General features: G+C 36.0%; 7 protein-coding genes and 1 pseudogene. All 8 read left to right on the top strand.

The window, feature by feature from the left end; translation table 11 throughout:
* A pseudogene (locus tag TT13_RS11430) lies at positions 1-1838 on the top strand (hypothetical protein); the annotation flags it as partial.
* Positions 1839-1845: 7 nt separating this feature from the next.
* Entirely contained in the window at positions 1846-2646 is an 801-nt protein-coding gene (locus TT13_RS10645; protein WP_190279676.1) for a phage tail domain-containing protein, read from the top strand.
* Positions 2647-3762, top strand: a complete 1116-nt coding sequence (locus tag TT13_RS10640) for a prophage endopeptidase tail family protein (protein ID WP_027699929.1) — start codon at positions 2647-2649, stop codon at positions 3760-3762. It abuts the gene before it with no gap.
* Positions 3755-4147 carry a hypothetical protein gene (locus TT13_RS10635; RefSeq protein ID WP_027699928.1) on the top strand — a complete coding sequence of 131 codons (393 nt, stop codon included), beginning with the start codon at positions 3755-3757 and terminating at the stop codon, positions 4145-4147. The genes TT13_RS10640 and TT13_RS10635 overlap by 8 nt, the downstream gene beginning before the upstream one ends.
* 3 nt (positions 4148-4150) lie before the next feature.
* Positions 4151-4552, top strand: coding sequence for a hypothetical protein (locus TT13_RS10630; protein ID WP_027699927.1), 402 nt, complete (start codon positions 4151-4153; stop codon positions 4550-4552).
* Position 4553: 1 nt separating this feature from the next.
* Positions 4554-6005: a BppU family phage baseplate upper protein gene (locus tag TT13_RS10625; RefSeq protein WP_052348637.1), complete on the top strand. Its 1452-nt coding sequence runs from the start codon at positions 4554-4556 to the stop codon at positions 6003-6005.
* 10 nt (positions 6006-6015) lie between these two features.
* Positions 6016-6324, top strand: a complete 309-nt coding sequence (locus tag TT13_RS10620) for a hypothetical protein (RefSeq protein ID WP_027699926.1) — start codon at positions 6016-6018, stop codon at positions 6322-6324.
* Positions 6308-6430 carry an XkdX family protein gene (locus TT13_RS11100; RefSeq protein WP_082816160.1) on the top strand — a complete coding sequence of 41 codons (123 nt, stop codon included), beginning with the start codon at positions 6308-6310 and terminating at the stop codon, positions 6428-6430. The genes TT13_RS10620 and TT13_RS11100 overlap by 17 nt, the downstream gene beginning before the upstream one ends.
* Positions 6431-6563: the final 133 nt, after the last annotated feature.

Raw genomic sequence — 6563 nt, 5'->3', positions numbered from 1 at the left:
CAGCAAACAAAAAATATCAAAAACAAATGATTTCTGACGAAACCAAGTTTGGAAATGATATGAGTAAGGCCACCCGAGCTGCAAGTGTTAAGCAACAAGATATTTTAAATGATTTAAAGAATAAAAAAAGCAAGATTTCTAAGGAAGAAATGCACGAAGCTATTTCAAATTCGAATAATCAAAAAAATACCCAAATTAAGGATGCAAATGAGACTTATAAAAGCGTTGTTAAGAGTGCTTCAAAGAAGCGCGATGAAACAATTAAAGCTGCTGATAAGGAATATTATGAAAATGGTACTATTTCTAAAAAGCAGCATGATGAACTAGTCAAGCAGGCTGATGGAACGTATAACGAGACAGTTAATAGTGCCAAGAAGCAGAAGAAAGAGACAGTTGATCAAGCAACTGAACAGCATCAGAAGATTGTAGACCAAGCAATAAAACAGGCTGGCGAACATAAGGGAGCCGTTGATGAAGAAACTGGAAACGTCCTTACTTTATGGAACAAATTTAGTGCTGGATTGTCAAATATTTGGAATGGAATTGCTAGTGGGTTAAATGGAATCTTGAAAGCTATTGGTGGTAAATCATGGGCAAAAATTCCAGAATGGCATCCAGACAATGCAGCATCAGTTGAAAATGCAGGAAAGAAGCACGCTCGAGGGCATCAAGGTTTGCCTACGGATGAAATAGCCCTTGTTGGTGAGGAAGGTTTTGAATTAGCACATAATCCTCAACAAGGTTTCTTTGCGCTGGGCGCTAATGGACCAGAAATGCGAGCACTTTCGGCTGGGACTTCAATTTTACCCCATGATCGCTCTAAACAATTCTTGGCGATGACAGCAGGCCTACCAGCTCATAAAGATGGAGTAGAAGGCTTTATTTCTGATGCGTTTGACAAAGTTAAAGAATTTGCAAGTGATACAGCAGGAGTCTTAACAGACGGACCTGGAAAATTAGTTGATAAAGTTTCTGATAAATTGGGCTTCAAATCTTTTATTGATAGTTTTAATGATGCTGGAACAGCGTTTAAAGATACTGGATTAGGTGCTGGTGAATTAATAAAGAAGAACTTTGTTGATGCTTTTAGTGATTTGTTTAAGCAAAAGCAAGAAGCTGAAGTGTCTTCAAATGATATTGGTGCTGGTGGCGATTGGAAAGACCAAATTATTAAAGCTGCTAAAGAAGCTCACATTGATCTTGGTTCAGGCGACTTAGAGGCAATTATGGCTCGAATTAATAAAGAATCTGGTGGAAAGCAAAATATTAAGCAACAGATTGATGATATTAATTCGAGAAATGGTTATCCAGCACAAGGACTATTGCAATATATCCCACCTACGTTTAAATCATGGGCTGTTGCAGGGCATGGGAACATTCTAAGCGGATACGACCAACTAATGGCTATGTTTAATGATTCAAATTGGGCTAGTGATATTAGAATGCCTGGTGGTTGGGGGCCAACAGGTCATAAACGTTTGGAAAATGGTGGCCTGACAACCAGACATCAAATGGTTGAAATAAGTGAAAATAATCAACCTGAAATGACCATTCCAATTTCAGCAATGAAGTCCAGCCGTGGATATGAGCTGCTAGGCAAAACAATGGCAATGTTTGCTGCCAGAGATGGATTAACGGGTGATGAATCATCATCTAAGCATGGAGTATCTGAGTTGAGCGACAAATTCGATACTATGATTTCTTTGATGGCTAATATTGTTAGAAATACAAGTAACAATGGGTCGGTCTATCTTGATAGAAGCCAGTTGTCTCAAAGACAAGAATCAGATCGTAACCTAAGCTCACTACAACGGTTAGGAGGTGTTAATAATTACTAATTTTTATTTGAAAGAAATTAATAAGGACGAGATAGATATAACAACCAGATTACCGGGATTAATGTATCTCGATGGAACGTTCACTAATAACGTACAAAATGCATTTCAGGATAAAGTCGGGGTCGATAGCAGCGTTTTAACTTCTGTTGCTTTTGGGAGAGCAGTATTCACAGCAAATTTCTTTATTTCACTAAATTCTTATGAAGAGCAGACCTTGGCTAAGCACGAGATTAAAAATTTATTTGGGCAACGTAGTTTAATACGTATTCGCACAAGTGAGAGCCCATATAGATGCTATTATGTTCGGCCTGGAGTATTCACCCTGAGTTCAATAGCTCCTGGCAATAATGATATGCAATTTTCAATACCGTTTGATGTTCCAAGTGGGTTTGCTTATTCATTGAAGCGAAGCGATGAAATTACAGAGGATGAGATGGACTTTGGAATGAATGATGTGGTTGATTTAGGTTCCTTCAAAAGTACGGCTAACACATTTACTATCAACAACTTGAGTAGTATTGCTATTGATCCATATTTTCAAAAGCATGATTTGAATATTGCTATTAACAGTGATGGCCCAATTACTATCACTAACAAAACAAATAACACATCGTGGTCGTATAAAAGTGATATTGCCTTTAGTGATTCGCTATTAATTAGAGGAATCGTAACTTATCGAAATGGAGTTGTTGATACTATGAACACTGATTTTGGTTTTATCAAACTAGAAAAAGGATTGAATGAAATTTTGGTTACTGGCTCGAATAATCATTCAATTACATTTAGTTTTCCGTTTATATACCTATAAATGGCGATAAAAGTAGTAACAGTTAAGTCACGAGACGATGCCAGTGAAGTCCCCTTGACTTGTATTGTATGGAATAGTTTCCAATATGATGAACAAAGAAATTCTCAACGACAAATAACATTCATTGCCGAAAAAGATGGTAGCATAGGCTATGCAATGCTAATTAAAAACAACATTGTTAATTTTAATGGCCAAAACTATGTTATTTCTATACGAGATGCAAATTACTTGAATGGGTACTCAAGCGTTACGATTACTGCGCTTCACATATATACAGAAGCTAGACGCATTTATAAATACGAAGCAATCGATGGTACCAAGACATATTCGGTTAATGATGTTTTAGATTATTATTTTAAAGATAATAATCTTGGCTTTACGTATAAAGTAATTGGAGATTTTGAAGGAAAAGAAATCGAAAATTTAGGTGGTGATTCAGCGTTTGATGGGCTAGATAAAATTGTTTCAACTTGGTCTGATGCAATCATAACGCATGATAACAGAGAAATTACTGTAAATAGTCACGACAGTATCGTAAGAAATTTTGGAAATCAGTTAGCTTACAGACATAATATAGATAACTTAGTGCTTGAAGAAGATATGAGTACGGTCATTAATATGTATCGAGTAATTGGTGCAAAAGACGATAATGAGAAGTATTATTTTGAGCCTCATATTGTAAGAGATGATGAATCAATAGCAAAATATGGTGAATATAGTGGTGGTAATCTTGAAGATGAACGATTTAAGGATGCCAACGCAATGGACAATTACGCAAGAAAGCAAATGGTTTCGGATCCAACATTAGTTATTACCGGAGATATGACAGACGTTTCAGAGTTTGTGCCCAAAATAAATGAGTTACTGCATCTTTCAATTATAGAAGACTCTATTAGTACAGATATAGAGGTAGTTGGTATAACAGTATTTCCATTTGATAACGCTCAGCTACCTCAGATAACCTTAAATAGTTTGAAAAGGACAGTTAATGATTATTTAAATCAAATGATAAATATTAAAAGCAACAGTAATAAGATTACAAGTAATATATCTGGAGATATTCAAAAAACATTGAGTAATGGGATTATTTGGGATTGGAGAGGAAATGATGAGTAAATTACCTGGTCGGCCAGTAATTCAACCAACAATCGATAAGTTTGGAATTAATAAAGATTATGGGTTGTGGGCAATAGTTTCCAATAAATTACGTTCATTTGTAGATCCAGCTGGTATTCATTTAACACCAGTTGATTTTAGCGACTTATATTTACCAGCAATTATATTTGTTGATGAAAAAGGCACACAACATGAACTTAGTTTGAACTCAAAGAATCAGTTACTAATTGACGACAAAGCAATAATAGATTTGTCAGAACTTTATACTAAAGATCAGGTTGATGAGCTGCTGAAAAAAGCTACTGTCTTAACTTCTCCGAATGGTAGTAAATATCAAATAAGTATTAACGATAATGGAGAAATTATTACCACTAAGGAGGTGTAATGGTTGGATAAAAAATTGGTAAGCAATAATATTAATAACCTAATTAGCTTAGTCAATAACGTGATTCAAGATTTACAAGAAATGATGGTTATCGGAGAAATTCCTGAGTTTCAAAATATAATGTTAAACAATGAATATAATTTACAGGCCTATCAAGAAATTGATGAGGCCTTTAATTTTGCCATAAAAGTTATCAATACACTTGTTGAAATTTCTTGGGAATTAAAAGTTGAGAAATTGACTACTGGAGAATCAATAGAAAAGCTCAAGCCTTTTAGGCTAGATGACATCCAAGAAAAACAAGTTGAGGAACTTATGAGTGGTGAGCTTTCAGAATTCAAAAGCAAGTTTGATGAAGTTTATGAATTACTGATTACTTATGGATATGTAGAAGAAAGGAAGTAATATGCTAACAGCAAATACGGTAGGCAGGTTCGTCATTGTTAATACACTGTTAAATACAACAGATGTAACTTTGATTGACCAATTAAATGGCCGCCAAGGTGACAATGGACGGGAGATATTCTTTTGGTTGAAGAAAGGTGATTTGCCTTTTGATATTTCAAACAAAGACATCAAGATTACTGTTAAAGATGCGGGAGGTAAAGTTAAACAAATTTCCGGTATTAAAGATGTTATTAAGGCTGATGCCGGTCAGTTTTCAATGATTATTCCAAGTGAAATGTATCAAGCAGCTGGGGATATTCAAGAGGGTTATATCAGTGTGATTGATACTGATGGGACAGTCGTTTCAAGTATTCCGATTATGTTTAACGTTCTATCTAATAACATTATTATCACTTCAAATCCATCTAACGATTACATCGATACAATCGAGAAGGTAATTACTGAAGCAAAGGTTAAATTAGCAAATATTAGTGACACTTTAGAGATGCAACAAGCTGCATATGATGCTCTAAAAGTTTCCTTAACGGCGATTATTCAGCAAATCAATGATAAGCAAGTAGCTATTTTAAATGGTGACAATGATTTCAGTGGTGCTAATACGTTTGCTCAACCAATTAAAGCTGGTTTGGCAACTCGTTTAGCAACCTTTACTGATTTAGCGGATGTGGCTAAAGACACGTTCAAGTATGCTGGTAATTGGTCAATTAGCAACGTAGTTATTGGAAATTCGCCAGTTAGTGGGCAATATACTTTAGATGTAGAACCCGGTTATGATAGTCAATCAGGCCACTTAACAATTCATGATTTAGGTTCTAATACTGAGCTTTATGCAAGTGTTGATAAGGGAATAATCAAAGCCTGGAAACGAGTGTCAGGGGATTTAGTGGCAACACTTATTCCAGCTAAGGCAGACCTAAATGATTACACAGTACCGGGTATTTATGATAGTGGCGAAAATGCCACAACAATTCTAAACGGAATTACTAACCCTAGTACCGAAATCGGTCATGATTTTATTTTAACTGTTACAGCTGATGCTAAAGGAACAACGATTCAACAGGACTTAAAAACCTATACAGGTTGGGCATTCACTCGGACGATTTATCAAGGTCAAGCAACGGTTTGGACGGCGTATTCTGGAACAATGAACACTACGATTGAAGGCCCATTTAAGAGTGCAATTAACTTATTGCGAACCGGTAATTATGTAATTGCTCGGATTGTCAATGTCACTCAGGGCTTGGCCGGCGGGCAACAGTCAGATGAGATTGTGCCAACTGATTATATTCCTGTTTACGTTATTAATAAGGTTCCAAATATGACAGAAGCAATTATCCGTTCATATTATGAAGATCGAGTATTGACGGTACAAAGTAACGGAACAGTTAAGAATTGGGGTTCTGAGGAGTTTAAAGGGACGGGCTATGGAACGTGGCCAATAATTGGCTAGGAGGTCAAAAATGTTTTATTTATATGATAAAAGCACACAAAAATATACCGGCATGGCAGTTGCTAAACCAGCTGATAATTGTTTTACAGAGGTTGAACCTAGTGAAGCAAACATTCAAGATGTTTGGTATTTACGTATTTATCAACCTGAAACTAATACTTGGCGAGATTGGGACCCATTCGAGTATAAGAAGTGGTTAGAAAGTCAAAAGCCACAAGCGGATGACTTATTCAAAATGGATTTACTAGCTCAAATTGCGACCTTAACTGAAAAAGTGAATAAGCTAGTGGGAGGTACTCCAGATGTTTCAACAAATTAAAGAATGGTATGAGAAGAGTTGGATTACTGCTGATAAAGTTACCTTTTATCATAAGGCGGGCTTATTGACAGATGAGCAATATAAAGCAATCACCGGTATTGAATAGGAGGCTGATAATTGAGAAAAGTAGTGATGATGTCAGGCCATACTAACAAAGTAGCCGACACTGCTATGGCCTTTAGTTTCCGTTTAGTTTCCGACGGTGAAAACCAGAGTTTGACTGATAAAACAGTTACTGT

Source organism: Weissella oryzae SG25, from assembly GCF_000691805.2.
Classification (GTDB): Bacteria; Bacillota; Bacilli; order Lactobacillales; family Lactobacillaceae; genus Weissella; species Weissella oryzae.
Note: the sequence above shows the minus strand (reverse complement) of the source record. Positions and strands in the feature narration are given on the sequence as shown.

Excerpts from the sequence above, each read along its gene's own strand:
- TT13_RS11100 (WP_082816160.1), top strand. The coding sequence starts at position 6,308 with ATGTTTCAACAAATTAAAGAATGGTATGAGAAGAGTTGGATTACTGCT.
- TT13_RS10620 (WP_027699926.1), top strand. The coding sequence starts at position 6,016 with ATGTTTTATTTATATGATAAAAGCACACAAAAATATACCGGCATGGCA.
- TT13_RS10640 (WP_027699929.1), top strand. The coding sequence starts at position 2,647 with ATGGCGATAAAAGTAGTAACAGTTAAGTCACGAGACGATGCCAGTGAA.
- TT13_RS10625 (WP_052348637.1), top strand. The coding sequence starts at position 4,554 with ATGCTAACAGCAAATACGGTAGGCAGGTTCGTCATTGTTAATACACTG.
- TT13_RS10635 (WP_027699928.1), top strand. The coding sequence starts at position 3,755 with ATGAGTAAATTACCTGGTCGGCCAGTAATTCAACCAACAATCGATAAG.